Origin of the sequence: Catellatospora sp. NPDC049111 (assembly GCF_040648615.1) — a bacterium.
GTDB lineage: Bacteria > Actinomycetota > Actinomycetes > Mycobacteriales > Micromonosporaceae > Catellatospora > Catellatospora aurea.
The window spans coordinates 28,101-54,108 of sequence record NZ_JBEZEB010000056.1 but is presented as its reverse complement, the minus strand read 5'-3'; the positions used below and the strand labels follow the sequence as shown (position 1 = coordinate 54,108).

The 26,008-nt window shown below is 71.1% G+C and carries 29 protein-coding genes and 2 tRNA genes; 7 read left to right on the top strand and 24 right to left on the bottom strand.

Features of this window, described 5'->3' with window-relative positions; genetic code table 11:
- Nucleotides 1-226: 226 nt before the first annotated feature.
- A complete protein-coding gene (locus tag AB0B66_RS40140; protein ID WP_360540237.1) occupies nt 227-1,069 on the top strand; it encodes a GNAT family N-acetyltransferase in 843 nt (280 codons plus the stop codon).
- Here AB0B66_RS40140 and AB0B66_RS40135 read toward each other — a convergent pair.
- On the bottom strand, nt 1,066-2,238 hold the full coding sequence (locus AB0B66_RS40135; RefSeq protein WP_360540235.1) for an MFS transporter: 1,173 nt from the start codon (nt 2,236-2,238) through the stop codon (nt 1,066-1,068). The genes AB0B66_RS40140 and AB0B66_RS40135 overlap by 4 nt on opposite strands.
- 56 nt (nt 2,239-2,294) lie before the next feature.
- Nucleotides 2,295-3,143 (bottom strand): DMT family transporter, encoded by an 849-nt coding sequence (locus AB0B66_RS40130; RefSeq protein ID WP_360540233.1) that lies wholly within the window; start codon nt 3,141-3,143, stop codon nt 2,295-2,297.
- Between the two features lie 41 nt (nt 3,144-3,184).
- Between AB0B66_RS40130 and AB0B66_RS40125 the strand changes: the two genes are divergently transcribed.
- The gene (locus AB0B66_RS40125; protein ID WP_360540231.1) at nt 3,185-3,865 is read left to right on the top strand and encodes a helix-turn-helix domain-containing protein; all 681 of its coding nucleotides are present in this window, start codon (nt 3,185-3,187) and stop codon (nt 3,863-3,865) included.
- 86 nt (nt 3,866-3,951) lie between these two features.
- On the opposite strand, the gene clpX is transcribed toward AB0B66_RS40125, so the two are convergent.
- The 4 genes from clpX to tig all read right to left on the bottom strand — a co-directional run bounded on the left by clpX (nt 3,952) and on the right by tig (nt 8,247).
- A complete protein-coding gene (gene clpX / locus AB0B66_RS40120; RefSeq protein ID WP_203699348.1) occupies nt 3,952-5,244 on the bottom strand; it encodes an ATP-dependent Clp protease ATP-binding subunit ClpX in 1,293 nt (430 codons plus the stop codon).
- 200 nt (nt 5,245-5,444) lie between these two features.
- Nucleotides 5,445-6,098: an ATP-dependent Clp protease proteolytic subunit gene (locus AB0B66_RS40115; RefSeq protein ID WP_155369939.1), complete on the bottom strand. Its 654-nt coding sequence runs from the start codon at nt 6,096-6,098 to the stop codon at nt 5,445-5,447.
- 12 nt (nt 6,099-6,110) lie between these two features.
- Nucleotides 6,111-6,722, bottom strand: coding sequence for an ATP-dependent Clp protease proteolytic subunit (locus AB0B66_RS40110; RefSeq protein WP_203699347.1), 612 nt, complete (start codon nt 6,720-6,722; stop codon nt 6,111-6,113).
- Between the two features lie 157 nt (nt 6,723-6,879).
- Nucleotides 6,880-8,247: a trigger factor gene (gene tig / locus AB0B66_RS40105; protein ID WP_360540228.1), complete on the bottom strand. Its 1,368-nt coding sequence runs from the start codon at nt 8,245-8,247 to the stop codon at nt 6,880-6,882.
- Between the two features lie 245 nt (nt 8,248-8,492).
- On the opposite strand from tig, the gene AB0B66_RS40100 reads away from it, so the two are divergent.
- From AB0B66_RS40100 to AB0B66_RS40090, 3 genes are all read left to right on the top strand, one after another.
- Nucleotides 8,493-8,801 (top strand): hypothetical protein, encoded by a 309-nt coding sequence (locus tag AB0B66_RS40100; protein ID WP_360540226.1) that lies wholly within the window; start codon nt 8,493-8,495, stop codon nt 8,799-8,801.
- A 290-nt stretch (nt 8,802-9,091) separates the two neighbouring features.
- Nucleotides 9,092-9,168, top strand: a tRNA-Pro gene (locus AB0B66_RS40095).
- A 65-nt stretch (nt 9,169-9,233) separates the two neighbouring features.
- Nucleotides 9,234-9,307 (top strand) — tRNA-Gly (locus AB0B66_RS40090).
- Between the two features lie 48 nt (nt 9,308-9,355).
- Here the strand turns inward: AB0B66_RS40090 and AB0B66_RS40085 are convergent.
- From AB0B66_RS40085 to AB0B66_RS40075, 3 genes are all read right to left on the bottom strand, one after another.
- Nucleotides 9,356-9,778, bottom strand: a complete 423-nt coding sequence (locus tag AB0B66_RS40085; RefSeq protein ID WP_360540224.1) for a hypothetical protein — start codon at nt 9,776-9,778, stop codon at nt 9,356-9,358.
- Between the two features lie 108 nt (nt 9,779-9,886).
- Nucleotides 9,887-10,492 carry a hypothetical protein gene (locus tag AB0B66_RS40080; protein ID WP_360540222.1) on the bottom strand — a complete coding sequence of 202 codons (606 nt, stop codon included), beginning with the start codon at nt 10,490-10,492 and terminating at the stop codon, nt 9,887-9,889.
- Between the two features lie 211 nt (nt 10,493-10,703).
- Nucleotides 10,704-11,279 (bottom strand): hypothetical protein, encoded by a 576-nt coding sequence (locus AB0B66_RS40075; RefSeq protein WP_360540220.1) that lies wholly within the window; start codon nt 11,277-11,279, stop codon nt 10,704-10,706.
- Nucleotides 11,280-11,358: 79 nt separating this feature from the next.
- On the opposite strand from AB0B66_RS40075, the gene AB0B66_RS40070 reads away from it, so the two are divergent.
- Nucleotides 11,359-11,589, top strand: coding sequence for a hypothetical protein (locus tag AB0B66_RS40070; protein ID WP_155389646.1), 231 nt, complete (start codon nt 11,359-11,361; stop codon nt 11,587-11,589).
- Between the two features lie 35 nt (nt 11,590-11,624).
- Here AB0B66_RS40070 and AB0B66_RS40065 read toward each other — a convergent pair whose 3' ends face one another.
- From AB0B66_RS40065 to AB0B66_RS40050, 4 genes are all read right to left on the bottom strand, one after another.
- Nucleotides 11,625-12,095 (bottom strand): ribose-5-phosphate isomerase, encoded by a 471-nt coding sequence (locus AB0B66_RS40065; RefSeq protein WP_360540219.1) that lies wholly within the window; start codon nt 12,093-12,095, stop codon nt 11,625-11,627.
- Nucleotides 12,096-12,398: 303 nt separating this feature from the next.
- Nucleotides 12,399-13,589, bottom strand: a complete 1,191-nt coding sequence (locus AB0B66_RS40060) for a DUF1015 family protein (protein ID WP_360540217.1) — start codon at nt 13,587-13,589, stop codon at nt 12,399-12,401.
- A 72-nt stretch (nt 13,590-13,661) separates the two neighbouring features.
- On the bottom strand, nt 13,662-13,862 hold the full coding sequence (locus tag AB0B66_RS40055) for a hypothetical protein (protein ID WP_360540215.1): 201 nt from the start codon (nt 13,860-13,862) through the stop codon (nt 13,662-13,664).
- Nucleotides 13,863-13,967: 105 nt separating this feature from the next.
- Complete coding sequence (locus tag AB0B66_RS40050) at nt 13,968-14,603, bottom strand: disulfide bond formation protein DsbA (RefSeq protein ID WP_360540213.1); 636 nt, start codon at nt 14,601-14,603, stop codon at nt 13,968-13,970.
- A gap of 176 nt (nt 14,604-14,779) precedes the next feature.
- On the opposite strand from AB0B66_RS40050, the gene pepN reads away from it, so the two are divergent.
- Nucleotides 14,780-17,335, top strand: coding sequence for an aminopeptidase N (gene pepN, locus AB0B66_RS40045; protein ID WP_360540212.1), 2,556 nt, complete (start codon nt 14,780-14,782; stop codon nt 17,333-17,335).
- A 59-nt stretch (nt 17,336-17,394) separates the two neighbouring features.
- Here pepN and AB0B66_RS40040 read toward each other — a convergent pair whose 3' ends face one another.
- The 11 genes from AB0B66_RS40040 to AB0B66_RS39990 all read right to left on the bottom strand — a co-directional run bounded on the left by AB0B66_RS40040 (nt 17,395) and on the right by AB0B66_RS39990 (nt 26,007).
- On the bottom strand, nt 17,395-17,802 hold the full coding sequence (locus AB0B66_RS40040) for a DUF5130 family protein (RefSeq protein WP_360540210.1): 408 nt from the start codon (nt 17,800-17,802) through the stop codon (nt 17,395-17,397).
- Nucleotides 17,789-18,052, bottom strand: a complete 264-nt coding sequence (locus AB0B66_RS40035; protein ID WP_360540250.1) for a hypothetical protein — start codon at nt 18,050-18,052, stop codon at nt 17,789-17,791. The genes AB0B66_RS40040 and AB0B66_RS40035 overlap by 14 nt, the downstream gene beginning before the upstream one ends.
- Before the next feature lie 112 nt (nt 18,053-18,164).
- Nucleotides 18,165-18,905, bottom strand: coding sequence for an alpha/beta hydrolase (locus tag AB0B66_RS40030; RefSeq protein ID WP_360540208.1), 741 nt, complete (start codon nt 18,903-18,905; stop codon nt 18,165-18,167).
- A gap of 55 nt (nt 18,906-18,960) precedes the next feature.
- Nucleotides 18,961-19,965, bottom strand: coding sequence for an amidohydrolase family protein (locus AB0B66_RS40025; RefSeq protein ID WP_360540248.1), 1,005 nt, complete (start codon nt 19,963-19,965; stop codon nt 18,961-18,963).
- On the bottom strand, nt 19,962-20,483 hold the full coding sequence (locus tag AB0B66_RS40020) for a 3-hydroxyanthranilate 3,4-dioxygenase (protein ID WP_360540206.1): 522 nt from the start codon (nt 20,481-20,483) through the stop codon (nt 19,962-19,964). Before AB0B66_RS40020 ends, AB0B66_RS40025 begins: the two co-directional genes overlap by 4 nt.
- Before the next feature lies 1 nt (nt 20,484).
- On the bottom strand, nt 20,485-20,904 hold the full coding sequence (locus AB0B66_RS40015) for a RidA family protein (RefSeq protein ID WP_360540204.1): 420 nt from the start codon (nt 20,902-20,904) through the stop codon (nt 20,485-20,487).
- A complete protein-coding gene (locus AB0B66_RS40010) occupies nt 20,901-21,614 on the bottom strand; it encodes a fumarylacetoacetate hydrolase family protein (RefSeq protein ID WP_360540246.1) in 714 nt (237 codons plus the stop codon). Before AB0B66_RS40010 ends, AB0B66_RS40015 begins: the two co-directional genes overlap by 4 nt.
- Nucleotides 21,615-21,625: 11 nt before the next feature.
- Nucleotides 21,626-22,660, bottom strand: coding sequence for a 4-hydroxy-2-oxovalerate aldolase (dmpG, locus tag AB0B66_RS40005; protein WP_360540202.1), 1,035 nt, complete (start codon nt 22,658-22,660; stop codon nt 21,626-21,628).
- Nucleotides 22,657-23,574 carry an acetaldehyde dehydrogenase (acetylating) gene (locus AB0B66_RS40000; RefSeq protein WP_360540244.1) on the bottom strand — a complete coding sequence of 306 codons (918 nt, stop codon included), beginning with the start codon at nt 23,572-23,574 and terminating at the stop codon, nt 22,657-22,659. The genes dmpG and AB0B66_RS40000 overlap by 4 nt, the downstream gene beginning before the upstream one ends.
- Nucleotides 23,575-23,698: 124 nt before the next feature.
- Nucleotides 23,699-24,496, bottom strand: a complete 798-nt coding sequence (locus AB0B66_RS39995) for a fumarylacetoacetate hydrolase family protein (protein WP_360540200.1) — start codon at nt 24,494-24,496, stop codon at nt 23,699-23,701.
- Between the two features lie 29 nt (nt 24,497-24,525).
- Nucleotides 24,526-26,007 carry a 2-hydroxymuconic semialdehyde dehydrogenase gene (locus AB0B66_RS39990; RefSeq protein WP_360540242.1) on the bottom strand — a complete coding sequence of 494 codons (1,482 nt, stop codon included), beginning with the start codon at nt 26,005-26,007 and terminating at the stop codon, nt 24,526-24,528.
- Nucleotide 26,008: the final 1 nt, after the last annotated feature.

The window sequence follows — 26,008 nt, the reverse complement described above, 5'->3', positions numbered from 1 at the left end:
ACTCCGGGCGGCCAAGCGATCCGGCCTCCACCCGAGCTCTTCAGCCCCGGTGTTTTTGTCCGTTCCTCGCTGGCAGAGAGAACATTACGCGGCCCCCCGACCCGGATGCAAATCGGGGTCGGTTGTCGCCGGTCACATCGCTCCGTCCGCCCATCTTAGCTGGTCACACGGCCTCGATGTCGGGAAAGGAGTGTTCCCGAAGGCCCCGTGGGGGCAGAATCCAACCGTGAGAGTGACCGGGGACACAGCGTTGGCCGCATTCGCCGACGAGGTGCTGCCCTGGCTGAGGACCGAACCGGTCCGCAACAACCAGCTGCTGACGCTGCTGCAGTCGCGGATGGACGGCATCGTCCTGCCCGAATCGGACCTGCTCATGCTGCGGGTGCTCGGCGAAGGCGACACCCTCGCCGGGGTCGCGGTGTGCCCACCGCCCTTCGCCATGCTGTTGAGCGAACTGCCCGAGGGAGCGGTGCCCGTGCTGGCGGAGCACCTCGCCGAGCACGCGCCACAGGTGCGGCGGTTCACCGGGCTCCTGGACCACGCGCAGCGGCTCGCGGTGGAACTGGCCGGACGCACCGGTGGCCGGGCCGCGCTGCTGGCGTCGTACCGCATGTTCGACGTCGAGCGGGTAGTCCCGCCGGCGGGGGTGGCCGGGCGGCCGCGGGAGGCCGCGGCCGCCGATCGGGATCTGCTGGTGGCCTGGTCCGGGGCGTTCCAACGGGAGGCGCTGGCGGATCACCCGCACTCGAACCCGGCCGCGCCGATCGACGGCCGACTCGCCCTGGGCGGGCTGCTCTGGGTGTGGGAGGCCGGCGGGGAACCGGTCAGCATGGCCGCGATGACCGCGCCCGCAGCGGGGGTCGTACGCCTGAACCTGGTCTACACCCCGCCCCGCCGCCGCGGGAACGGCTACGCGGCCGCGCTCGTCGCCGCGGTGAGCGCGGCCGCGCTGACCGCGGGGCTGCGTCCGACGCTCTTCACCGACCTCGCCAACCCGACCAGCAACAAGATCTACCAGGCGATCGGGTACCGGCCGCTGCAGGACACCGCGATGTGGGAGGTCGCCTAGGCCGACACCGGGGCCGGTTCGCGGTGGGCGATCTCGGCCGCGCGCAGCCTGCCCGCGGCCAGCGCGACGATCGCGATCAGCCCGGTCACCAGCGCGAACGAGAACGGCAGCGAGGTGGCGTGCGCGATCCCGCCCATCAGCCCCGGCGCGGCCAGACCTGCGCCGTACGACACCGTCGCGACGCCCGCGATCGCGTGGGCGGGATGGTCCCCGGTGTGCCCCGCGGCGCTGAACGCGAGCGGGACCACCACGGCGCAGCCGAGACCGATCATCCCGAAGCCGAGCACCCCCACCAGCGGCGTCCAGGCGGTGACGACCAGCAGCCCGCCGGCGATGCCGACGATCCCGGCCACCCGCACCGTGCCGACGGCGCCGAAGCGCCGCACGACCGCGTCGCCCACGAGCCGGCCACCGGCCATGGCGAGTGCGAAGGCGCTGTACGCCACCGCGGCCTGCCCCTCCCCGGCGTCCAGGATCTGACGCAGGTAGACGGCACACCAGTCGGCGGTGGCCCCCTCCGCGAAGACGGCGCAGAAGCCGACGAGTCCGATGATGAGCACCGGTCCGCGCGGCAGCGAGAACCGCGGCCCGTCGTCGGAGACCGGCACGGGCGCGTTCGGCAGCAGCCAGCGCCCGGCGGTGACGCCCACCACGGCGAGCAGCACGCCCATCACGCCGAGGTTCACCGGGGCGCTGACGCCCAGGTACGCGGCCCCCGCCCCGATGCCGGAGCCGATCAGGCCGCCGACCGACCACATGCCGTGCAGGCTGGACATGATCGAGCGGCCGAGCCGCCCTTCGACCTCGACGCCCTCGGCGTTCATGGCGATGTCGGAGGTGCCCGCGGCCGCACCCGCGAGCAGCAGCATGCCCATCAGCGCCCACTGACTGGGCGCGAGTGCGACCACACCGATGGCGATGCTCCACGCGGCGATGAGGACCCGGGTGGTGGTACGCCCACCCCAGCGCTGCACCAGCCGCCCGGCGAACGGCATCGTGCTGAGCGAGCCGACCGCGGGCATGATCAGCGCCAGGCCGAGCGCGCCCTCGCTGAGGTCCAGGTTCTCGGCGATCCACGGGATACGGGACGCGAAGCTGCCGCTGACCGCGCCATGCACCGCGAATACCGTCGCCACCGCCCAGCGGGCCCGCGTCACCACCGAAGTCACAGACGGACCTTACGTCCCGCCATCCCCCGAAACCACCCTCGGCGTCACCGCACCGGTCAGAGGGAGGCGAGCACCAGGGCGGTGGCGGCCAGGCCGAGGCCGGCGAACTGGATCCGGCGCAGGCGTTCCTTGTTCACGGCCAGGGCGAGCAGGACCGTGCTCGCCGGGTAGAGGGATGCGATCGGGGCGACGACGCTCAACTGTCCCTGGTGCGCCGCCAGCAGGTAGAGGCCGTTGGCCGCGATGTCGAGCGTGCCCGCGACCGCGGTCAGCGCGAGCACCCTTCCGCGCAGCAGCAGCGTGCCGCCTACCGGGCGGAGCAGCAGCAGGCCGACCGGGATGGAGGCGAGCCGGGCGGCGGCCAGCGGCCACATGCCGGCGCTCTCCCCGGCCTGGGCCAGCAGCAGGAAGAAGATCCCGAACATGGCGCCGGAGGCCAACGCCAGCCCGATCACGCGCGGGCCGGTCGCGCTCGCGCCTTCTGCGGGGCCGAGGCTGACCAGCGCGATCGCCCCGATGGCGCAGACCGCCCCGATGAGCGAGGCGGCGGCGGGCCGCTCCCCGAGCAGCAGGCCGCCGATCAGCGGCACGAGCGCGGAGGTGACCGCGGTGACGGGGGCCACGACGGCCATCGCGCCGCTCGCCAGCCCTTGGTACAGCAGGACAATCCCGAAAAGTCCGGCAATCCCGGCCGCCATGCCCCATCCCAGCGCCGACACGCCGAGCCGACCCGGGACCAACAGGAGGAAAGCTGCGATCATCGGTATCGCGCACAACTGCGATACCACGGTCACCGAGTACGAATGGCCACGCACGCTCGCGGCACCCTGGACGGCCTTGCCGCCGCAGAAGTCGGCGGTGCCCCAGACCAGGGCGGACGTGCCCGCAAGCAGGATAGAGATCACGACGAGTTCGTATCACAGTATTGACCGCAAAGGACAGCGCGTTGACCGATACGACGATCGAACGGGCCCGATCCACCGCACGCGGCGACGGTTCGCACGCGCCCCGGCCCCGGCATCTGCCCCTTGACGAGATCAATGCCGCGGTGGCGCTGCACGTGCGCGCGCTGCGGGCCGGCCGCGGCTGGTCCCTGGACGAGCTCTCCGGCCGGTCCGGGGTCAGCAAGGGCATGCTCGTCCAGATCGAGGGCAGCCGCACCAATCCCAGCGTCGGCACCCTCGCCCGGATCGCGGACGCCTTCGGGGTCACGGTGGCCCGCCTGCTCCAGCCCGCCGCCGACCGCACTGTGCACCTCAGCGAGATGGACGACGCGCCCGTGCTGTGGCGCGGCGGGCGGGGCGGCACGGGACGGCTGCTGCGCGGCCTGAACGACCCGGACTTCGTGGAGCTGTGGGACTGGCGGTTCGCCCCGCAGGAGCGCTATGAGGCCGAGGAACTGCTACCCGGCACGCGGTGCATGGTGCACGTGCTGGTCGGGCAGATCGCGGTCACTGTCGACGGCGTCGACCACCCGGTGGGTGTCGGGCAGACCCTGGACTTCCGGGCCGACCGCGCACACTCCTACCGCAACGCGCTCGACTCCCCCGCCCGGCTGGTCATGATCGTGGCAATGCCCCCCGGCGACTTCGACCGCCGACGCGGCTCGCTGATCGCCCAGCGCTGAGCCCGATCCGCTCGGCTCGACCGCCGGGTCCCGCCCCGATACGACGAAGCGCCGTCCCCCGAGGAGGGACGGCACTTTTCGCGTCTTCAGGCGGTCTTCTCCTCGCGGTGGTGACGCGCCCGGCGGCCGGTGCTGATGTCGCGCCGCGGCACGATGGTCGGGTAGACCTTCTCCAGCACGGTGTCGCGGGTGATCAGCACCCGCTCGGCGTTCGGGTCGCTGGGCACCTCGTACATCACGGAGAGCAGGACCTCTTCCATGATGGCGCGCAGGCCGCGGGCGCCGGTGTTGCGCAGCATGGCCTGGTCGGCGATGGCCTCCAGGGCTTCGGAGTCGAAGTCGAGCACCACGTTGTCGAGCTCGAACAGGCGCTGGTACTGCTTCACCAGGGCGTTGCGGGGCTCGGTCAGGATCTTGACGAGCGCCTCGCGGTCGAGGCTGCGCACCGTGGTGATGACGGGCAGGCGGCCGATGAACTCGGGGATGATGCCGAACTTCAGCATGTCCTCCGGCATGACCTTGGCCAGCACCTCGTCGTTGGTGCGGTCGGAGACCGCCCGCAGGTGCGCGCCGAAGCCCAGGCCCGAGCGCGCGGTGCGCTGCTCGATGATCTGCTCCAGGCCCGCGAACGCCCCACCGCAGATGAACAGGATGTTCGTGGTGTCGATCTCGACGAAGTCCTGGTGCGGGTGCTTGCGGCCGCCCTGCGGCGGCACGTTGGCCCGGGTGCCTTCCAGGATCTTCAGCAGCGCCTGCTGCACGCCCTCGCCGGACACGTCACGGGTGATCGAGGGGCTGTCGGACTTGCGGGCGATCTTGTCGATCTCGTCGATGTAGACGATGCCGGTCTCGGCGCGCTTGATGTCCCAGTCGGCGGCCTGAATGAGCTTGAGGAGGATGTTCTCGACATCCTCACCCACGTAGCCGGCCTCGGTCAGCGCGGTCGCGTCGGCTATCGCGAACGGGACGTTGAGCATGCGGGCCAGGGTCTGCGCGAGGTGCGTCTTGCCGGTGCCCGTCGGGCCGATGAGCAGGATGTTGCTCTTCGCGACCTCGACCGCCTCACCGCCCCGGGTGTGCGCCGCCTCGGCCTGCAGCCGCTTGTAGTGGTTGTAGACCGCCACCGCGAGCGCCTTCTTGGCGCCGTCCTGCCCGACCACGTACGAGTCGAGGAACTGGCAGATCTCCATCGGCTTGGGCAGCTCTTCCCAGCGGACCTGCTCCTCGCCGGCGAGCTCCTCTTCGATGATCTCGTTGCAGAGGTCGATGCACTCATCGCAGATGTAGACGCCCGGCCCGGCGATGAGCTTCTTCACCTGGCGTTGCGACTTGCCGCAGAAAGAGCATTTCAGCAGGTCGCCGCCGTCGATCCGTGCCACCTACGACTCCCCCTGCCCCTGAAGCGGACGAACATCGTGCCGCACGAAGACGGCGCGACATCGGTTCTGCCTTGACGTTACCTGTTGTGAGCCGGTTTGCGGCGTCCCCACCCCGCCTACCGCTGAACCAGATTCTGACACGCCACTGTGACACCGGTGTGGTGCCGTCCACCTGTTGGGGTGGACGGCACCACGAGCAATCAGCGAGCGCCCGCCATCAGGCTCTTCTTGCGGCTGGTCATCACGGAGTCGACCAGGCCGTAGTCGAGCGCCTCGGCGGCCGTGAGAATCTTGTCGCGGTCGATGTCCTTCTTGACCTGCGCCAGGTCCTTGCCGGAGTGCCGAGACAGCATCTCCTCGAGCTGGGTGCGCATCCGCATGATCTCCCGGGCCTGGATCTCGATGTCCGAGCCCTGCCCGTAGCCACCCTCGGTGGCCGGCTGGTGGATGATGATGCGCGAGTTCGGCAGCGCCAGGCGCTTGCCCGGCGTGCCCGCCGCCAGCAGCACCGCCGCGGCGCTGGCCGCCTGGCCCAGACACACCGTCTGGATGTCCGGGCGCACGAACTGCATGGTGTCGTAGATCGCGGTCATCGCCGTGAACGAGCCGCCGGGCGAGTTGATGTACATGGTGATGTCACGGTCGGGATCGGCCGCCTCCAGCACCAGCAGCTGCGCCATCACGTCGTTCGCGGACGCGTCGTCGACCTGCACACCCAGGAAGATGATGCGGTCCTCGAACATCTTGTTGTACGGGTTGGTCTCCTTGGTCCCGTACGACGTGCGCTCGATGAACGAGGGGATGATGTAACGGTTGCTGACCTCGGCGAAGCTCGGCTTCAGGTTTGGAAACATCGTTGAACTCCTTCAGTTCCCGACCGGCACGGCCTGCGCCGAAGTGATCACGTGGTCGATGAAGCCGTACTCCTTGGCCGCCTGCGCGTTGAACCAGCGGTCACGGTCGCTGTCGGCCTCGATCTGCTCCACCGGCTGGCCGGTGTGCTGGGCGATCAGGTCGATCATGAGCTTCTTGGTGTAGATCATCTGCTCGGCCTGAATGGCGATGTCGGCCGCGGTGCCGCCGATGCCACCGGAGGCCTGGTGCATCATGATCCGCGCGTGCGGCAACGCCGAGCGCTTGCCCTTGGCGCCCGCGCACAGCAGCATCTGCCCCATCGAGGCCGCCATGCCGAGCGCGATCGTCGCCACGTCGTTCTTGATGTACTGCATGGTGTCGTAGATCGCCATGCCGTCGTACACCGAGCCGCCGGGCGAGTTGATGTAGAGGTAGATGTCGCGGTCCGGGTCTTCGGCGGACAGCAGCAGCAGCTGCGCGCAGATCCGGTTGGCGACCTGGGTGTTCACGTCACTGCCCAGGAAGACGATGCGCTCCTTGAGCAGGCGGTTGTACACAGAATCGTCGAGGCCGCCGGCGATCGGATCGGAACCCCGCGCAGATGGAACGTGCAGCTCGCTCATATCGGCAGCCTTTCTCGTTGTCCTACAGCGACCCTAACCGCTGCCACTGACCGCAGCTTCCCCGAGATCGGCGTGTTCGCTGTCAGCGCACCCGGCCCCGGCATGAACGCAGAAGGACCCGCCCACGGTGGTGAACGGGTCCCTCTCGATCTTCACATCAGTGGTTGTGGCCCTCGTGGTCACCGTGGTCGTGACCCTCGTGGCCGTTGTCCTCGCGCAGCGAGTCCAGGCTCAGCACCTCGCCGGCGGTGTCGGTCATCACGACCCGCTCCATGACCAGCGCCAGCGCCTTGCCCCGGCGCACGTCGCCGTAGACGGCGGCCGCGGCGCCCTGCTGGACCAGGCGGTCGTAGTACACCTGCGGAGCGACCCCGGCGCGCTGGGCGCGGTGCACGATCTCGTGGCCGTACTCGTCGTCGCTGACCTCGACGTTCTCCGCCTCGGCGATGGTGTCCAGCACCAGCTGGATCTTCACGCCCTCGGCGGCCGCGTCGGCGAGCTCGGCGTCGATCTGCTCCTCGGTCTTCTCCTCGGCGGCGAGATACTCCTCCAGGCTCGCGCCCATGCGCTCGAGCTGCTCGACCATGGCGGCCTTGCGCTGCTCGACCTCGTCGGAGACGACGCCCTCGGGGGCCGGCACGTTGGCCTGCTTGACCAGCTCGGCGAGCGCCTTGTCACGGGCCGCGTACAGCTGCTCGACCTTCTTGACCCGGGTGATCCGCTCGCGCAGGTCGCCGCGCAGCTCCTCCAGGGTGTCGAACTCGCTGGCCAGACCGGCGAACTCGTCGTCGAGCGCGGGGAGCTCCTTCTCCTTGACCGTGCGCACGGTCACCTTCACGTCGGCGTCGCGGCCGGCGAACTCGCCGCCCACGAGCTGACTGGTGAAGGTCGCCTCCTCGCCGGCGGACAGGCCGACGACGGCCTCGTCCAGGCCCTTGAGGAGCTGGCCGGAGCCGACCTCGTGGGAGATGTTGTTGGCGGTGCCGCCCTCGACCTCGGCGCCGTCGACCGTGGCGATCAGGTCGAGCTGCACGTAGTCACCGGTGGCGGCGGCGCGCTCGACCGTCTTCAGGGTCGCGAAGCGCTGGCGCAGGCCGTCGACCTGCTCGTCGATCTCGGCGTCGGCGATCGCCAGCGGCTCGACCTCGACCTTGATGGCGCTCAGCTCGGGCATGGTCAGCTCGGGGCGCACGTCGACGTCAGCGGTGAACTTCAGCGGCTGGCCGTCGGAGAACTCGAGGTTGTCCACGGCCGGGCGGCCCAGCAGCTTGACCTCGTGCTCACGCACGGCGGCGAAGATCTGCTGCGGAATGGCCTCCTCGATCGCCTCCTGCAGCACGGCGCCGCGGCCCACGCGCTGGTCGATGACCTGAGCCGGGATCTTGCCCTTGCGGAAGCCGGGGATGTTCACCTGCGCCGCGATCTCCCGGTACGCCTTCTTCAGGCTCGGCTCGAGCTCTGCGAACGGCACCTCGATGGCGAGCCGCACTCGCGTCGGGCTCAGAGTCTCGACGGTGCTCTTCACTGGCGTACTCCTTGGGATCTTTCGGTCGTTTTGACGGGCCTTCGCACTGTACTGCTCGGCCACGCCGCGTCATGAGGCCGGTCCGACACGCGGACACGGAGCCCGGTCGAGTGTAGGCGAATACCTGGTTGGCCCCTGGCATCGGGCCGCGGTTCTCGGCGGATGTCACACATCTCGGGCGCGGCACCACCATAATATCCAGCAAAGCAGACAAACTGGGCGGGTTGTCCGGGGAGGGGTCCGCCGTGCCACCGATCGATGCGCCAATGCTGCTCGCCACCGTGCTCGTTGACGTCGGCGGGCCGCTGCTGAGCCTCACGCCCGCCGCCGACCTGCCGCCGCGCTCGCTCGCGGCCCCGCTCGTCACCCTGTCGGCCGGCCCCGCCGACGGCAAGGAGGCGGCGCTGCTGGGCGCGGTCTTCTTCGCGCTGCTCACGGTCGCGCTGACGGTATGGCTGCACAAGAAGATCAGGCCGGAGCGACTCACCCCGGCCAACGCGCACCTGGCCCACCAGGACCGGCCCACGCAGCCCGGTGGAGCCCCATCCGCCTGATCGAACAAAGCCCCACCGGGGGTCCGGGCCACACCGCCGCGCCTTGCACCGGCCCCGCCGAAGGCGCCGGTCCAGGAGTGTCAACGGCTCGGACGAACGAACCCCGGTGCACTCCCGGACCGGCTAGCGAGGGGCGAATCGTCTCCCCGTCCCTGGCTCCACGGTAGATCGGCACAGGGGTCGGCAGGGGGCAAATGCCGAAAATGATTCACAACAGGACACGGTTATATGGGTGTGCGACCGGGTGCGAAGACCGCATACACTTCCGGGGGCGCCGGTCACCGGCGCAACGGGGTGTAGCGCAGCTTGGTAGCGCACTCGCTTTGGGAGCGAGGGGCCGTCGGTTCGAATCCGGCCACCCCGACCAGCCATGGTCCGGCACGTCGACCTCGCCGACGGACCATGCTGACGGGCCGCTAAACTAAGGGCCGCGCGGGCGTAGCTCAATGGTAGAGCTTCAGTCTTCCAAACTGACTACGCGAGTTCGATTCTCGTCGCCCGCTCCACGGACGAAGGCCCAGGTGCTCGCACCTGGGCCTTCGTCATCGGCGACGTCAGGCGGCCGGCGGGACCTCGTCGGCCGCCGGGCGGGCGTTGTACACGATGTCGCCGTGACCGGCCCAGATCACCACGCCCGCGCGGTGCGCGCGGGCCCGCTCGGCGGCGGCGAGCAGGTTGCCGACCCGGAACCGGAGGTAGTCCTCCGACCGCCCCGCGGCGGCCGCCACGTCGGCCAGGTGCTTTCCGATCAGCTCGCAGTCGGCGACCAGCTCGTCGAGTCGCCCGAAGTCGACCCACACGTCCCCCTGGGCCAGCCCGACCACCACCGTCGCGCCCAGGGCGCGCACCGCCGGCGAGCCCCAGAGGGTGTGCCGGGTGTCGTCGTGCCCGACGAGGTCGGACTCCTCCGGCGGGGTGGTCAGGATGACGAGGTTGCCGGAATCGTTGCGCAGATAGACGTCGACCGAGATGCTCACCAGCGCAGCAGACCACACCCGTGGCCTGCGCTCCAATCACGACTCACGCCATAGAGCGACGTCCGTACGGCCCGCCGTATCTGTCCGGACGGTCCATTCCGGAGTCGGTCAGGCGTTGCAGAGACGGCGGTGGGCGTTCTCGTCGGCGGCGGCGCCGCAGCGGTAGGGCGAGCCGAGGATCCGGCGCAGGTGCTCGGTGAGCGGGATCAGCTCGAGGACCCCGGGGGCGAACACCCGCACCCGGTATCCGTCGCCGACGCGGGGCAGTCCGTCGAGGCTGTCCGGCACGACCGTCGCGCCGTCGTCGCCGGTGTAACGGAAGCCCGTGTAGACCAGGTGGGGTGCACCGGGGCTCAGGTCCACCTTGAGCGTCGCGGTGGCCGTGCAGCGGACAGGGACGTCGATGCCGCGGCACGGGCCGAGGTCGATGCGCTCGATGGCCTTGCCGTCGGGCTCGATGGTCAGCTCGGCGCCGTGCACCCGCCAGGTGCCGACATACGGCGCGAGCCCGGGGATGATCGCCGCGGGCGTCGAGGCGGGCGTGCCGCTCGGCGTCACCGGCGCGGCGAGCTGCGGCCCTGCCACGACGACGGTGCCGACGCCGGTGGGACCCACACCGGCGGTGGGATCGGCGAGCAGCCCGCGGCCGAGCGCCACACCGCCGCCGAGCAGCAGCACGCCGAGCGTCGCGGCCAGCGGATACCGCAGTCCCACCCCGCCCTCCCACGATCGGACGAACTCCTCCGGGTCAATCCACCCTAGTTCCGCCCGATTCATGGCATCCGACAAACGCAAAGATCGCCGTTTCCGGTCCGGATCCACGGTCCAACCGCAGATCCTGACCCGAAGCGGCGATCTTCATCCGGCGGCCGCCCGAGCGGTCGGTCTCAGCCGGGGACGTGTCGCGGTGTGGGACGGGGCCCGGTCAGCGGACGCCGCGCAGAAAGTTCCAGGCGTCGATGACCCAGTCGATGGTTCGCAGGTACTGCACGCCGGCGACGACCAGGAAGAGGCCGGTCACGGCGTGCGACAGCCAGGCGCTGCGCCGGGTCCGCCCCATGAGCTTCTCCAGCACCACGCCGCCGACGAGCCGGGACAGCGCGAACAGGCCGACCGCCACCACGAACACCAGGAACAGGGCCAGGGTGGCCGAGGCGTGGTCGCTGTCGCCGCCCGCCGAGGCGGCCCACAGGCCCCAGGAGACCAGCAGGAAGATCGCTCCGGCGACGCTCCACCGGCCGCCCGCCTTCAGCTGCCGCATGCGTACGCCGAACGGCACGTCCGGGCGCTTGAGGTGGCCGGACGTGACGATCTGGCCCGGCGCGAGCGTCGGCTCGAAGGAGACCGTCTGCTCCACCTGGCGCTGGGCGGGCACCGCTGCCACACCCGTCTTGAAGTCCTTCTGGCCCGGACCGGGCTGCTGGGTCTGCAACGCCTCGGTCGGGATCTCCTGCGTGCGGTCGAAGCGCAGTTCCTGCGTCGGATCGGTCCCCTCAGTCACGCCCGACATGCTAGCCGCCTGACACGACACCGCCAGCCGAGTATCGCGGCCGGCCGAGTTCACCCGATAGCCTGACGGGATGCAGGAATACGAGCGCCGGAGGCACCGTGGCCGCTCCGACGACGATGACGACCACGACCTCGAGCGGGGGCTGCGCGGGCTGATCGGGCCCGGCGCGTCGCAGATCAGCCTGTCCGCGGCGCTGCGGGCGCGCGACGCCGCCCGGCCCACGGCGGAAGACCTGGCCCGCGCCGAGGCCGAGCTGGAGATCGTCCGCCGTGGTTGGGTGCCGCGCGATCCGCTGCGCTGACGCCGCCGGAATCGCCCGAAACAGTCGGGAATCCGTCAGTTGGGCAGCGGGGGAAGCTCGCCGGTCTTCTCGTACACGGCGACCTCCTCGATGCGCCGGGCGTGCCGCTCGGCCTGCGAGAACGGGGTGCTGAGGAACGCCTCCACGATCGCGGTGGCCTCCTCCAGCGAGTGCTGGCGCGCGCCGATGCCGACGACGTTGGCGTCGTTGTGCTGGCGGGACAGGGTGGCCGTGTCGATGTTCCAGGCCAGCGCGGCGCGTACGCCCGCGATCTTGTTGGCGGCGATCTGCTCGCCGTTGCCGGAACCGCCGATCACCACGCCGAGGCTGCCCGGGTCGGTGACCACGCGGTGCCCGGCGTGCAGGCAGAACGAGGGGTAGTCGTCCTCGGCGTCGTAGGCGTGCGCGCCGACGTCGACCACGTCGTATCCCTTGGCCTGCAGCTCGGTGACCAGGTGGGCCTTCAGTTCGAAACCGGCGTGGTCCGCCGCGAGGTAAACGCGCATGGTCAAAGTCTGCCAGCCGGACCCGCCGGCCGCGCAGCGGACCCGCTTGCCGCCGCAGCCGATCGGGGCGCGCTCCGCACCAAGGTCTTTCGACTTGCCAGGAACTGGGCGAATACGGGACCAAGATACGCACAGGTGCCCGGCAAGTCGGACGATCACGGCGCGGCCGGGCCGACGACCCGCATTGCCCGCCCGCCGTGCGCGCTCCCGCCCGGCGTCCCGTCAGCGCTGCTCAGCGTGGGTGGCGCGTTAAGAAGGGCACCTTCTACATCGCGGAGCGATGTGAAGGTGCCCTTCCTTTCGTCAGAGCTGGGCTACGACGAGGCCGGCGCGGGCCTTGGGGGTGAACCAGGTGCTCTTGCGGGGCATCTTCTGGCGGGCCAGGTTGACCTCGACGAAGTCGTCAACGGTGACCGGGGCGATGAGCACGGCGAGGGCGGCGCGGCCGGCGTCGACCTCGCCGGTCAGCCAGGAGGCCGGGTAGTCGCCGCCGACGTAGGTGATGCGCTTGTCGCCGGGCTCCAGGTCGAGGGCTTCGCCGAACAGGACCCGCTCGACCAGAGCGTGGTCGATGTTGTCGACGACGGAGCCGGCAGGGTCGCGGGGCAGGGTGACCGCGTAGGAGCGGCCTGCCGCGTAGAGGTGGATCACGCCGCCGGTGGCGGGCACGTCGGCAGTGCCCTCGGCGACCTGCGCGCCCGCCTTCTCCAGGCGGGTCAGCAGTTCCTCGACGGTGACGTCGAGCTTGTGCACCAGGCGGTTGTAGGGCTGGATCGCTACCGAGGCGGGCGTGGTCACCACGGCCAGGAAACGGGCGAAGCCGCCGGTCTGCGCGGCCAGGCTGCGGTGGTTGCCGTCGGCCACGACCAGGTCGCCGCCGCCGGCCAAAGCGACCAGCGCGTCCGCCTGCGGGCCCGCGGGCAGCGGCCAGATCGCGTGGGTACGCCCCGACGGGTCCACGTCGGTCGCAGCCGGCTCACCCGCCTGGGCGACCGCTTCGGCCAGCGCCGCGTGCAGCTCGTCGCCGCGGCCGGTCTGCAGCAGCAACACCGGCGACAGCAGGTGGCCCAGCGCCTGGGCGAGCGCCACCCGCTCGCGCACCTTCTCCAGGAAGACGTCCTCGTTGCGGATCACCAGGCCGGGCTCGTCGGCGCTGGTGGAGATCTGGTCGGTGTCGACCATGCACCAGAGGCCGTACGCGGCCGAGCCGTCGGGGGCGGTGATCGCGTAGAGCACCACCACGTCGTGCGCTGCGCGGTACGCCCCGGCGTCCTTGGCCTCGGCCAGCCGCGACACCGCGTCGGGCAGCGCGTCGGCGAAGGACTTGCCCAGGCTGTCCGGTGCCCGGTGCGGCATCTCGACGGCGAGCGCGCTACGCGGGTTGGCGGTGATGATCTCGGTGATCTCGGCGTCGTCGGCGAACTCGTCGTAGTTCTGCGCGCCGGTGGCTCCCGTGGTGAGCCAGGCCGTGTGGATCGGGTGTACGACTGTCACGGCTGCTCACGCTACCGGCGTCCACCCGCTGGGACGGCGTGGCCCCGTGGGGCCACGCCGTGGCAGGCGAGGTCAGCGGCCGATCATGAACCCGGCGGGCGAGGCCCCGACCAGCACCGGCTCGGCGAGGAACGCCGCGATCTCGGCGGGCAGATCCGGCTGCCAGGTCGCCCACCTGCTCTCCTCGACCGTGAAGCACGAGGTGCCCAGGCTGTCCGTGACGGCCTGGGCGGGTGCGTCCAGGCGCCAGGGGTCCGCGGCGACGTCCGCCATGTCTGTTCTCCCGACTCGTCGGTGAAGCGGTGATGTGGTCCACTTCACCAACGAGCGGGTGGGCGGAAAAGGTCGCCCCGGCGCGGTCGGCCGGTCGGCCGGACCTCAGTCGAAGATCGGACCGAGGTCGCGGCTGCGCTTGAGCTCGTAGAAGCCGGGGATGCCCGCGACCAGCAGCACGCCGTCCCACAGCTGCCCCGCGGCGTCGCCCTTCGGAGCCGGGGTCACGACCGGGCCGAAGAAGGCGATGCGCTCGCCGTTCGGGCCGGGCGCGTGGATCACCGGGGTGCCGACGTCGGTGCCGACCGGCTTCATGCCCGCGTTGTGGCTCTCGACGAGCAGGTCGTCGTGCACCGTCTCGGTCGCGGCCGCGGCCAGCGCGGGGTCGAGCCCGGCGTCGGTCAGGGCGGCGGCGTACAGCTCCGGGCCCAGCTCCTGCTTGCCGAGGTGGATCCGGGTGCCCAGGGCGGTGTAGAGGTCGCGCAGCACGTGGTCGCCGTACTTGCGGGCGGCCGCGATGCACACGCGCACCGGGCCCCAGCCCTTGGCCATCAGGTCCTGGTACTGCTCGGGCAGGTCACGGCCCTGGTTGAGCACGGACAGGCTCATCACGTGGAAGTCCACCTTCACCGGGCGGACCTTCTCGACCTCCAGCAGCCAGCGGGAGGTCATCCAGGCCCACGGGCAGATCGGGTCGAACCACATGCCGACCGAGGAGGGGGATTCGCTTACAGGGGTCATGTGGTGAATCATGACGCGGCGGTTTCACTCCGGCGCGTGACCTTAGCCACGCCTCTGGGACACAATGTGAAACAGTTACTTCGCGCCCTCACCCGGGACGTGATGAAAGACTGCTCTGGGCAGCGCCACTGCCCCCCATGCTGCTCACGACCGCAGCCGACAGGAGTTAACACGCCGTGACCGGTACGCGCAATCTCTCCCAGACCGAGGCCGCCGACAGGGCCCGGCTGCTGGACGTCAACTCGTACGACATCTCGCTGGACCTCACCGACGGGGCCGGCAACCCCGGCGACGGCACCTTCCGCAGCGTGACCACGGTGAAGTTCACCGCCACGCAACCGGGTGCGGGCACCTTCATCGAGGTCGCCGCGAGCAAGGTCCTGCGCGCCGAGCTGAACGGCGCCGCGCTGGACACCAGCGCCTGGACCGCCGAGACCGGCCTGGTGCTGCCGCAGCTCGCCGAGCAGAACACGCTCGTCGTCGAGGCCGACTTCCCGTTCTCGCAGCAGGGCCAGGGCCTGCACCGCGCGGTCGACCCCGCGGACAAGGAGGTCTACCTCTACAGCCAGTTCGAGACCGCGGACGCCCAGAAGGTCTTCGCCTGCTTCGACCAGCCCGACCTGAAGTCGGTCTACACCTGGCACGCCGTGGTGCCCAAGCACTGGAAGGTCGTCTCCAACGCGCCGGTCGGCTCGGTCACCACCGAGGGCTTCGGCAAGACGGTCCACTTCGAGCAGTCGGCTCGCATGTCGACGTACGTGACCGCGCTGTGCGCCGGCCCGTACCACGAGGTGCGCACCACGCACGACGGCATCGACATGGGCGTCTACTGCCGCGCCTCGATGGCCGAATACCTTGAGGCCGACGAGCTGTTCGAGATCACCAAGCAGGGCTTCGACTTCTTCCAGGCCCAGTTCGGCGTGCGCTACCCGCTGCCGAAGTACGACCAGCTGTGGGTGCCCGAGTTCAACGCGGGCGCGATGGAGAACTTCGGCTGCGTCACCCACGCCGATGCGTCGTACATCTTCCGCAGCGAGGTCACCGACTTCGAGCGCGAGCAGCGCGCCAATACGATCCTGCACGAGCTGGCCCACATGTGGTTCGGCGACCTGGTCACCATGCGCTGGTGGGACGACCTGTGGCTGAACGAGTCGTTCGCCGAGTGGGCGTCGCACTGGTGCAACGCCGAGGCGACCCGCTTCTCCGACGCCTGGACCACGTTCCTGTCGGTGCGCAAGAACTGGGGCTACGGACAGGACCAGCTGTCCAGCACGCACCCGGTCTACTGCGACATGCCCGACGTGGACGCGGTCGAGGTCAACTTCGACGGCATCACGTACGCCAAGGGCGCCAGCGTGATCAAGCAGCTCGTGGCGTACGTCGGCATCGACGCGTTCGTCACCGGCCTGCGCTCCTACTTCAAGCAGCACGCCTGGGGCAACGCCACCTTCGGCGACCTGCTCTCGGCACTGGAGGCCGCCTCCGGCCGCGAGCTGCGCGACTTCGCCGCCGCGTGGCTGGAGACCGCCCAGGTCAACACGCTGCGCCCGGTCGTGGAGATCGCCAAGGACGGCACGTACCGGCAGGTGACCGTGGTGCAGACCGCGCCGGAGAGCCACCCGACGCTGCGCCCGCACCACCTCGCCGTCGGCCTGTACGACCTCGTGGACGGCAGCCTGGTGCGCCGCGAGCGGATCGAGACCGACGTCGCCGGCGCGGAGACGGTGCTGGCCGAGCTGGCCGGCAAGAAGGCCGCCGACGTGCTGCTGCTCAACGACGACGACCTCACCTACACCAAGCTGCGCCTCGACGAGCGTTCGCTGGCCACGGTGGTCGGCAACCTGAGCGGCTTCGACTCGTCGCTGGCCCGCGCGCTGTGCTGGGCCGCCGCGTGGGACATGGTCCGCGACGCGGAGATGCCCGCCCGCGACTACGTCGCGCTGGTCACCAACGCGCTGCCCGGCGAGCGCGACATCAACCTGGTCACCGCCACGCTGCGCCAGGTCCAGCTGGTGCTCACCCAGTACGCCGACCCCGCCTGGGCGCCGGCCGGCTGGGCGAAGCTGGCCGACACCGCCAAGGCGGCGCTGGCCGTCGCCGAGCCCGGCAGCGGCTTCCAGCTCGCCTGGTCGCGGGCCTTCATCAGCGCCGCCCGGGGCAGCTCCGACCTGGCCGTGCTGCAGGGCTGGCTGACCGGCACCGGGGTGCCCGAGGGCATCACCATCGCCGGTGAGCTGCGCTGGCAGCTGGTGCAGTGCCTGGTCGCCAACGGCGGCGTCGACCCGGCGGTCATCCAGGCCGAACACGACGCCGACCGCACCGCGTCCGGCGACATCGGCGCGGCGCTCGCGTACGCGCTGATCCCGACGCCGGAGAACAAGGCCGCCGTGTGGACGGAGCTGACCGGCCCGACGGCGCTGCCCAACTGGCGCAACCGGGCGCTGATCCAGGGCTTCCAGCACCCGGCCCAGGCGGAGCTGACCGCGCCGTACACGCCGCGGTTCTTCGCCGAGGTCGCGGGCGTGTGGGCGGCCCGCGACAGCGAGCCGGCGCAGGAGTTCGTGGTGCTGGCCTACCCGGTGCTCGACGTGTCGCAGCAGACCGTGGCCGCGGCGCAGGCGTGGCTGGCGGAGGAGGGCCACCCGGCCCCGCTGCGCCGCCTCATGGCCGAGGGCAACGACCGGGTGCTGCGCGCCCTGAAGGCCCGCGCCAAGGACGCCGCCTCGTCCTGAGCAGGTATGCGAGAAGGGCCGGACGCTACGCGTCCGGCCCTTCTCGCATGAACGTCAGGTCACAGGTTGTGCTTGCCCGCCAGCCCGGTGAGCTGGGCGAGACCGCTGACGAGGCCGCCGGCCAGGTCGCCGCCGCCGAACGAGGCGGCCATGGACAGCGCGGCCAGCTTGCAGTCGCGGTCCGACAGGCGCTTGCGGGCCTGCGAACCGGTCACGATCTCCAGCTGGCGCCGGGCCGGGTCGACGGCGATGAGCACCGACTCCGCCGGGTGGGCCAGCCGGGCGTGCAGCCGCTCGGCTCCCTCGCGCATCGGTTCCTCGACCTCGCCGACGTACGTGCTGAAGGTCAGGCCGGAGTTCTCGTCGGCCTTGCGCAGCGCGTCGTCGAGCCGCAGCAGCTGACGGGTCGTGAACGGCCCGTCGAGCACCGCCTTGCTGGACACGGCGTAGTGGTCACCAGCGGTCACTTGCGCCTCCTGTCACGTCCACGACCGGCGCGATGTCGCCGGCCGCGGTCAGCTCCGCGCGTGCGGCGGCGTCCAGTGCCGCGTGCTGCGCCTCCGGTCCGTCCGATTCGGGCCGGGCGAGGAACCACACCGGCGCGAACTCGTACGGCCGGCCGGGCCGGTACCGCTTGGCGTTGCGGCCGCCGGCCGCATAGACCAGTGCAAAGATGATCCCGATCACCGCGAGCGGGATGCCCGCGTAGATCAGCAGATCGGATAGATCTGGCGTGGACACCGTGAAGCCCCCCGGCTCAGTCCGAATGAACGTCTCAACGCTAGCGGAGCGGACGCGGCCACCTGCTCAGGGGTGGTCGCGTGCCGCCTCAGTCACCCAGCCGCGACAGCTCGGCGAGCACCGTGGGCCAGGCCGCCGACAGCGGGTCGATGACCGCGAAGTGCGCCGCGCCGGGCACCGCGACCAGCCTGCTGCCGGGCTGCCCGACGGCGTACGACTCGGCCACGGTGATCGGCACGATCTCGTCCGACACGCCGTGGACCAGCACCGTCGGCCCCGGCGGGGCGGGCAGCCGAGCCGGGTCGAGATCCTCGCGGGTCGATGCGTCCGCACCCAGGAAATCGACGACCGCGCCGCCGTCGAGCTCCAGCCGCTGCGCCAGCCGCAGGTCCGCCACCGGCGCCAGGGCCAGCGTACCGGCCTGCCGCGGCGCGGGGGCGGCGATCGCCGCCCACAGCACCAGGTGACCGCCGGCCGAGTGCCCGACGGTGATCACCCGTCCGTCGTGTCCGCCCAGCTCACCGGGCACGACGGCGAGTGCCTCGGTGACGTCGCGCACAGTCGCGTCCGGGTCGCCGGGCACGCGGCGGTACTCGACGGACGCCACCGTCCAGCCCGCGTCGCGGATCGCGGCCGCCATCGGGTGAGTGTGGGCACGGTCATACTCGGGCCGCCAGAAACCGCCGTGCACGATCACGACCAGCGGCCGGACCGCAGCGCGGGCGTCACCGGACCAGACGTCGGCGACGTGCTCGGGCCGCGGGCCGTAGCGCAGGGCGAGGTCCGGCGCGGCCGCCTCCCTGGTGAGCACCGACCGGTCCTCGCTCATGCCTCCTCCTCGCTGCGCTCGTCGTCGGCGAAGCCGCGCCGACTGATTCGCTCGCTCATTCCCGCCCCAAGAACGCCAGGGCGTTGCCGCCCAACAGCTTGGCGCGCTGGGTGTCGGTGAGGAAGTCGGACTTGCGCACCACCGCGCCGACCGGACGCTCGCCCAGGGGGTACGGGTAGTCGCTGCCCAGCAGCACCCGGTCCTCCCCCATCGTGTCGACGAGCAGCCGCAGCGCGGACGGGTCGAACACCACGGTGTCCACGGAGAAGCGGTGCGTGTAGTGGCTCGGCGGCAGCGCGGACTGGCCGCGTACCACGTCGCCGCGCCGGTGCCAGGCGTTGTCGGCCCGGCCCAGCCAGAACGGGAAGCTGCCGCCGCCGTGCGCGAAGCACAGCCGCAGCGACTCGGGGACCTGGTCGAAGACCCCGCCGAGGATCATCGACAGCACCGACAGGTGGGTCTCGGCGGGCATGCCGGTCAGCCAGCGGGCCATCCACCGGTCCAGGCGCGGCCCGGTCGGCATGTCCCACGGGTGCACGAACACCGGCGCACCGACCTGCGCGCAGTGCTGCAGGAACTGCACGATCCCGGCGTCGTCGAGGTCGCGGTCGCCGACGTGGTTGCCGATCTCGACCCCGGCGTGCCCGTTGGCCAGGCAGCGGTCCAGCTCCGCGCAGGCCAGGTCCGGGTCCTGCAACGGCACCTGGCAGAACGGCACCAGCCGGTCTCCCCCGTCCGCGCAGACCGTGAGCGCCAGGTCGTTGAAGATGCGGGCCACCTTCATCGCCTGGTCGGCGGGGCGCTCGTACGAGAAGAACACCGGCGTCGGCGAGACGACCTGGATGTCGACGCCGTCGTCGGCCATGTCGGACAGCCGGGTCGGCGCGTCCCAGCACTGCGCGCCGATCGGCCGGAACTCCGTCTCCCCGATCATGATCATCGCGGCGCGCTCGGAGTCCACCCGCAGCCAGGGCCAGCCGTCGCCGCCGCACGCGCTCGACAGCTCCGGCCAGCCCTGGGGCACGACGTGGGTGTGCACGTCGACGACGGGGGACATCAGCCCTTGCCCGGATGCAGGGTGCCGCACTTGGCACAGGTGCGGGCCTGCTCGCTGTCGTAGAACGCGGTGAACACCGGCGGCAGGTCGGCGACGATGTCGCGCACCTGCAGCTCCACCTCGTGCACGATCTCGGAGCAGTTCGGGCAGTACCAGCGGAACTTCTCCAGCATGCCCTCCTCGCGGACCCGCTCCATGACCAGGCCGATCGAGCCGGCCTCGCGCTGCGGCGAGTGCGGGGTGAGCCGGGGCAGCATCCACATGTGCCCCTCGGGCACCGTGATGGTCTGCGGGCCGTCCGGCGTCATCACGTTGATCCGCAGGGTGCCCTTGATCTGGTAGAAGAACTCCTCGTACGGGTCCACGTGGAAGTCGGTGCGCTGGTTCGGGCCGCCGACCACCATCACGATGAAGTCGTCGCCGGTGGGGAACATCTGCTTGTTGCCGACCGGCGGCTTGAGCAGGTGCTGGTTCTCCTCGATCCAGCCGGGGAAGCTCACCGGCTCGGAAATCTCCGTCACTTCAGACCTCCTTGGGAAGTAGCGCGACTGCCTGGATCTCGATCAGCAGGTGCGGGTGCGGGAGCTGGTGCACCGCGACCGTGGTGCGGGTGGGTCCGGTGGCGTCGAAGAACTCGCCGTACACCTCGTTGTACCCGCCGAAGTCGTTCATGTTGACCAGGTACGTCGTGACCTGGACCAGGTCGGACAGGTCCGCGCCGACCGAGCGCAGGATGTCGCCGATGTTCTCGATCACCGCGCGGGTCTGCTCGCGGATGTCGAGGCTGGTCGTGCCCATCTCGTCCACCGCCGCGCCCGCGATGGTGTTGTCCGGCCGCCGGCTCGACGTCCCGCTCACGAACGCGAACCCGCCCGCCACCTTCACGTGCGGGAACTTCCCTCGCGGCGTCGCCTTGCCCGCGACCGTCTTCGCCCCGCTCATGCCGTGGCCTTCAGCGAAGCGGTGCCGAGGCCTTCGACGACAGCGCGCACGTGTGCGCCAGGCGTCAGCGGGACGGCGGCGGTGGCGGCTCCGGCGAGGAAGACCCAGCCGGGTTCGAGGGCGACGCCGTAGCGGGCGGTCAGGGCGCGGCCCTCGGTGAGCGCGCGGCGCGGGTCGCCGAGGATCGCCGCGGTCGAGCCGGCCTGGACGACCTTGCCGTCGACCTCCAGCAGCACGCCGAGGTTGTCCACGCCCGCCGGGACCGGCTGCCACGCGCCGATCACGTACGCCGCGCCGGAGGTGTTGTCGGCGACGACGTCGGCGTGGGTGAACTGGAAGTCCGCGTACCGCGAGTCGATGATCTCCAGGGCCGGGGCGGCCGCGGCGATGCCGTTCTCGCCCAGCAGGAACGCGATCTCCGGCTCGACCCGCGGGTGGATGAAACCGTCCAGGCTGAGCTGCCCGCCGTCGGGCACGGCCATCGCGTCGGTGAGCCGTCCCCAGATCACCTCGTGCACGCCGACCTGCGCCATCTTGGCCCGGCTGGTCAGCCCCATCTTGACGCCGACCAGGCGCTGCCCCCGGTCGAGGCGGCGCGCGATCAGCGCCTCCTGGACCGCGTACGCGCCGTCGACGTCCAGCTCGTTGGCCAGCGTGAGCTGCGGGATCGCGGTGGCGTTGACCGCCGCGTCGTCCAGCAGCGCGGCCATCTCGGTGACGCTCACTTCGTTCCTTCCGCCGCCTGGACCAGGTCCAGGGCCACGTCCACGATCATGTCCTCCTGGCCGCCGACCATGCGGCGGCGGCCGAGCTCGACCAGGATCGAGCGCACGTCCACGCCGTACTTCGCCGAGGCGCGCTCGGCGTGACGCAGGAAGCTGGAGTAGACGCCGGCGTACCCCAGCGACAGGGTCTCCCGGTCGACCTGCACCGGCCGGTCCTGCAGCGGCCGCACCACGTCGTCGGCGGCGTCCATCAGCGCGAACACGTCGCAGCCATGCTGCCAGCCCATCAGCTCGGCGGTGGCCACGAACACCTCCAGCGGGGCGTTGCCCGCCCCCGCGCCCATGCCGGCCAGGCTCGCGTCCACGCGCACCGGCACGCCGGGGCGGTCGCCGTGCTCCACGGCGACGACGCTGTTGGCGACGCCGAGCGACAGGTTGTGGTGGGCGTGGATGCCGACCTGGGTGGTCTCGTCCAGCACCTGCCGGTAGGCGTCGACGCGCTCGGCGACGTCGCGCATGAGCAGGCGGCCGCCGGAGTCGGTGACGTAGACGCAGTGCGCGCCGTACGACTCCATGAGTTTGGCCTGCTTGGCGAGCCCGGCCGGGTCGTTCATGTGGGACATCATGAGGAAGCCGGAGACGTCCATGCCGTTGTCCCGGGCCCAGCCGATGTGCTGGGCGGAGATGTCGGCCTCGGTGCAGTGCGTGGCGATACGCACGCTGGTCACGCCGAGGTCGCGGGCGGCCTTCAGATCGGCGATCGTGCCGATGCCGGGCAGCAGCAGGGTGGTCAGCTTCGACCGCGTCATGACCTCGGCCGCCGCGGCGATCCACTCGGCGTCGGTGGCAGCGCCGTGGCCGTAGTTGACGCTGGAACCGGCCAGGCCGTCGCCGTGCGCGACCTCGATCGCGGCCACGCCCGCCGCGTCCAGCGCCGCGGCGATCCGCCGCACCTGGTCCACGGTGTACCGGTGCCCGATGGCGTGCATGCCGTCGCGCAGGGTCACGTCCTGTACGTAGATCTCCGTCATGCCGCCGCCTCCGCGCGCTTGCCTACCAGCCGCTCCGCCGTACGCAGCGCCGCCGAGGTCATGATGTCCAGGTTCCCGGCGTACTCGGGCAGGTAGTGGCCCGCCCCCGACACCTCCAGGAAGACCGACACCTGCAGCGCGGGCTCGGCGAGCATCGGCACGCTCACCCGGTCGAACTGCACCTTCTGCTTGAGCCGGTAGCCGGGCACGTAACCCTGGACCTGCTTGACCATGTCCTCGACCGACGCCTCGATCGCGACCCGGTCGGCGTCGGCGTCCGCGCACAGGCAGTACACCGTGTCGCGCATGAGCAGCGGCGGCTCGGCCGGGTTCAGCACGATGATCGCCTTGCCGCGTGCCGCGCCGCCGACGACCTCGATGGCCCGCGCCGTGGTCTCGGTGAACTCGTCGATGTTGGCCCGGGTGCCGGGGCCCGCCGAGCGGGACGCGATGGACGCGACGATCTCGCCGTACGCCACCGGCGTCACCGCGTGCACGGCCGCGACGATCGGCACCGTCGCCTGCCCGCCGCAGGTCACCATGTTCACGTTCGGCTGGTCGAGGTGCTCGTCCAGGTTGACCGTGGGCACCACGTACGGCCCGATCGCCGCCGGGGTCAGGTCGATCACGACCTTGCCGTGCGCCCGCAGCACCTCGGCGTTGCGCCGGTGCGCCCCCGCCGACGTGGCGTCGAACACGACCTCCACCTCGGCGAACTCCGGCATCGCCACCAGCCCGTCCACGCCCTCGGCCGTCGTCGCCACCCCGAGCCGCGCGGCCCGCGCCAACCCGTCCGACTCCGGATCGATCCCGACCATCGCCACCATCCGCAGCGACTCGCTCAACCGCAACACCTTGATCATCAGATCGGTCCCGATGTTCCCCGACCCGATGACCGCCACCCCGGCCTTCACCGCACCCACCGCCCTTCTCCCGCGTTGATCATGAACTTGTGGCACGGGTCGACGGCGTGTCGCGTGAACAACTTCATGATCAACGCTCGTGCCTCGCCGCGCCGCGACCTGCCGCCCATGCGCCTCACCCGGCCAGGCCGGAGAAGCGGGTGCGGACCGAGCCGAGGCCGGAGATGCGGGCCTCGTAGGCGGCGCCGGGGGTCACCGGGACCATCGGGCCCAGGGCGCCGGACAGGATGACGTCACCGGCGCGCAGCGGGGTGCCGGCGGCGGCCATGGTCGAGGCGAGCCAGGCGACGGCGTGCAGGGGGTTGCCGAGGCAGGCCGCGCCCGCGCCGACGGAGACCGGCTCGCCCTCGTGCTCCAGGACCATGCCGCACAGGCGCAGGTCCACGTCGCGCAGCGCGACCGGGCGGTTGCCGAGCACGAACATGGCGCTGGAGGCGTTGTCGGCGACCGTGTCCACGATGGAGATGTCCCAGTTCGCGATGCGCGAGCCGACGATCTCGATGGCGGGCAGCAGGTGGTCGGTCGCCCGGCTCACGTCGGCGACGGTGACCTGCTCGTACGGCAGGTCACGGCCCAGCACGAAGGCGACCTCCGCCTCGACCTTGGGCTGCAGGATGCGGGTCATGTCGACCTCGGCCCCGTCGAAGGAGGCCATGTCGGCGAACAGCACTCCGAAGTCGGGCTGGTCGACGCCGAGCTGCCGCTGCACCGCCGGGTTGGTCAGGCCGATCTTCGCCCCGACGATGCGCCGCCCGGCGGCGACGGCCTGCTCGGTCATCGCCCGCTGCACGGCGTACGCCGTGGCCACGTCCCCGACCGGCAGCAGCCGCTCGCGCAGCGGGGCGATCGGGGTGCGGGTCTCCTGCGCCTCGCGCAGCAGCCGCGCCGCCTCGTCGACGATCTCCTTGGTCATGCTCACCTCTCCGGTCGTGGCCGCGCCAGTCACGACAGGTCCACGCAGACGTTGGTCAGTTCCGAGTAGAAGGCCAGCGAGTGCACGCCGCCCTCGCGGCCCACCCCGGAGGCCTTCACCCCACCGAACGGGGTGCGCAGGTCGCGCAGGAACCAGGTGTTCACCCAGACCAGCCCGGCGTCCAGGCGCGCCCCGGCCCGATGCGCCCGGCCGACGTCGCGCGTCCACACCGTGCTCGCCAAGCCGTACGCGCTGTCGTTGGCCAGCGCGAACGCCTCGTCCTCGTCGTCGAACGGCATGAGGCTGCACACCGGCCCGAAGATCTCCTCGCGGTTGACCCGGGCGTCCTGGGCCAGCCCCGTGAGCACCGTCGGCTGCACATACGCGCCGCCGTCGCGGGCGTCACCGAAGCCCGGCACCCCGCCCCCGGCCAGCACCGTCGCGCCCTCGGCGCGGGCCAGGTCGTAGTAGCCGAGCACCTTGTCCCGGTGCTGCCGCGAGATCAGCGGCATGTTCACCGTGGCCTCCTCGTGCGGCCAGCCGAAGGCCAACTCCGAGGCGGCCTTGGCGAGCCGGTCGGCGAACTCGTCGAAGACGGAGCGGTGCACATACAGCCGTTCGGTGCACAGGCAGACCTGGCCGCCGTTGGTGAAACTGGACCGCACCGAACCGGCCACGGCCGCGTCCAGGTCGGCGTCCGGGAAGACCAGCCCGGCGTTCTTGCCGCCCAGCTCGAACGAGACCGCCTTCACCCCGTCGGCCGCCGCGCGCATGATCGCGCTGCCGGTCGCCGACTCGCCGGTGAACGTGATCGCGTCCACGCCCGGGTGCTTGGTCAGGAACTCCCCGGCCGAGTCCGGGCCGAAGCCGTGGACCAGGTTGAACACGCCCTCGGGCATGCCCGCGGCAGCCATCACCTCGGCGAGCAGCGTCGCCGAGGACGGGGTCTCCTCCGACGGCTTCACGATCACCGCGTTGCCGCAGGCCAGGGCCGGAGCCAGCTTCCAGGTGAGCAGCAGCAGCGGCAGGTTCCAGGGCACGATGATCGCGACGACGCCGACGGGCTTGCGTACCGCGTAGTTCAGGGCGCGAGCGCCGGTCGCGGTCGTGGTCGTGAACGACTCGGTGGGCGCGGTCGCCACGATGTCGGCGAAGGCCCGGAAGTTGGCCGCGCCGCGCGGGATGTCGAGGGTACGCGCCTGGGAGATGCTCTTGCCGGTGTCCGCGACCTCCGCGGTGACCAGGTCGTCGAAGCGCCGTTCCAGCTCGTCGGCGACCCGGCGCAGCACCGCCGCGCGCTCGCCCTCGCTCATCCGCCCCCACGGCCCGTGCAGGGCCTTGCGGGCGGCGGCGACGGCGGCGTCCACGGTGGCCGCGTCCGCCTCGGCGACGTCGAAGATCTTCTCGCCGGTCACCGGCGACACCTTCGCGAAGGTCTTCGCGGTCGTGACGTACTCGCCGCCGACGAAATTGCGCAGCAGCCCCGGCTCACCCGCCGGGCGGCCGGTCATG

What these genes read in the sequence shown, in the direction of transcription:
- AB0B66_RS40055 (WP_360540215.1), bottom strand. Translation starts at nt 13,862, where the DNA reads ATGGCGGACGTCGCCGCGGACCCCTGGCGCCTGGACGCACCCGCCCAG.
- AB0B66_RS40070 (WP_155389646.1), top strand. Translation starts at nt 11,359, where the DNA reads ATGCAGGAATACGAGCGCCGGAGGCACCGTGGCCGCTCCGACGACGAT.
- AB0B66_RS40015 (WP_360540204.1), bottom strand. Translation starts at nt 20,904, where the DNA reads ATGAGCGGGGCGAAGACGGTCGCGGGCAAGGCGACGCCGCGAGGGAAG.
- AB0B66_RS40030 (WP_360540208.1), bottom strand. Translation starts at nt 18,905, where the DNA reads ATGAGCGAGGACCGGTCGGTGCTCACCAGGGAGGCGGCCGCGCCGGAC.
- AB0B66_RS39990 (WP_360540242.1), bottom strand. Translation starts at nt 26,007, where the DNA reads ATGACCGGCCGCCCGGCGGGTGAGCCGGGGCTGCTGCGCAATTTCGTC.
- dmpG (WP_360540202.1), bottom strand. Translation starts at nt 22,660, where the DNA reads ATGACGGAGATCTACGTACAGGACGTGACCCTGCGCGACGGCATGCAC.
- AB0B66_RS40010 (WP_360540246.1), bottom strand. Translation starts at nt 21,614, where the DNA reads ATGGCCGCGCTGCTGGACGACGCGGCGGTCAACGCCACCGCGATCCCG.
- AB0B66_RS40065 (WP_360540219.1), bottom strand. Translation starts at nt 12,095, where the DNA reads ATGCGCGTTTACCTCGCGGCGGACCACGCCGGTTTCGAACTGAAGGCC.
- AB0B66_RS39995 (WP_360540200.1), bottom strand. Translation starts at nt 24,496, where the DNA reads ATGACCAAGGAGATCGTCGACGAGGCGGCGCGGCTGCTGCGCGAGGCG.
- AB0B66_RS40115 (WP_155369939.1), bottom strand. Translation starts at nt 6,098, where the DNA reads ATGTTTCCAAACCTGAAGCCGAGCTTCGCCGAGGTCAGCAACCGTTAC.
- AB0B66_RS40050 (WP_360540213.1), bottom strand. Translation starts at nt 14,603, where the DNA reads ATGACCCCTGTAAGCGAATCCCCCTCCTCGGTCGGCATGTGGTTCGAC.
- AB0B66_RS40110 (WP_203699347.1), bottom strand. Translation starts at nt 6,722, where the DNA reads ATGAGCGAGCTGCACGTTCCATCTGCGCGGGGTTCCGATCCGATCGCC.